Annotated in this window: 2 protein-coding genes; one reads left to right on the top strand and one right to left on the bottom strand. The window is 33.0% G+C overall.

Annotated features, from left to right (window positions below):
• A partial coding sequence (locus tag RM520_RS15205) for a T9SS type A sorting domain-containing protein (protein WP_311388565.1) occupies positions 1-446 on the top strand: 446 nt, incomplete at its 5' end.
• Here the strand turns inward: RM520_RS15205 and RM520_RS15210 are convergent.
• Positions 424-682 (bottom strand): hypothetical protein (locus tag RM520_RS15210; protein WP_311388566.1); only part of this gene is annotated, 259 nt, incomplete at its 5' end. The two genes, RM520_RS15205 and RM520_RS15210, sit on opposite strands and share 23 nt — an antisense overlap.

Genomic DNA, 682 nt, shown 5'->3' on the forward strand with positions numbered 1-682 from the left:
CTCTTCAAGAGAACATACCTATTACAGCTAACGGAAGATATGTAAGAATTCAATTATCTAGCACCAACGGAACACTGCATATGGCTGAAGTAATGGTAATGGGGTGTGATAATCAAGTTCAACCTCTTTTGAGCGATTTAGATAATTTAATGAATGGTATTTCGACATCGGATAAAGCCAGACTTTCGGAACAAGATGTGATGATGTATCCTATCCCTTCTGAAGGGTTAATTAATCTTTATTTAGGCAATTTTATGAACAAAAAAATTGCCATAGAAATCTTTAATTCTAATGGTCAGAAAGTATTTAAAAAGGACTACAAGAGCAGTCATTACGCTATAGAAGAGTTACAGTTGCAAAGTTTATCAGAAGGTGTTTATCAAATGTCAATAACTTCTGACCAATTCTTTGATGTTAAACCATTTATGCTTCTAAATAAGAGGTAAATTTGCGGCGATTATTCAATTCTCTTTTGTAAGAGAATACAGGCAATATTGAGTCTCGGAAAGCATATTCAGGTGTTGTTTGCCGATCAATTTGTCTTAATATCGAAAAACTAAATCGCTGGGTAACAAACCTAGTATTTTTGTTATTTAAAGCCCCTTTAATGAAAAATCTTAGAACACATTCTGTTTTAGGGATAACGTTAGCGTTATTTTTTAGTTTATCTACTGCCCTAAAT

This window comes from Croceitalea vernalis, from assembly GCF_031846405.1.
GTDB classification, from domain to species: Bacteria; Bacteroidota; Bacteroidia; order Flavobacteriales; family Flavobacteriaceae; genus Croceitalea; species Croceitalea vernalis.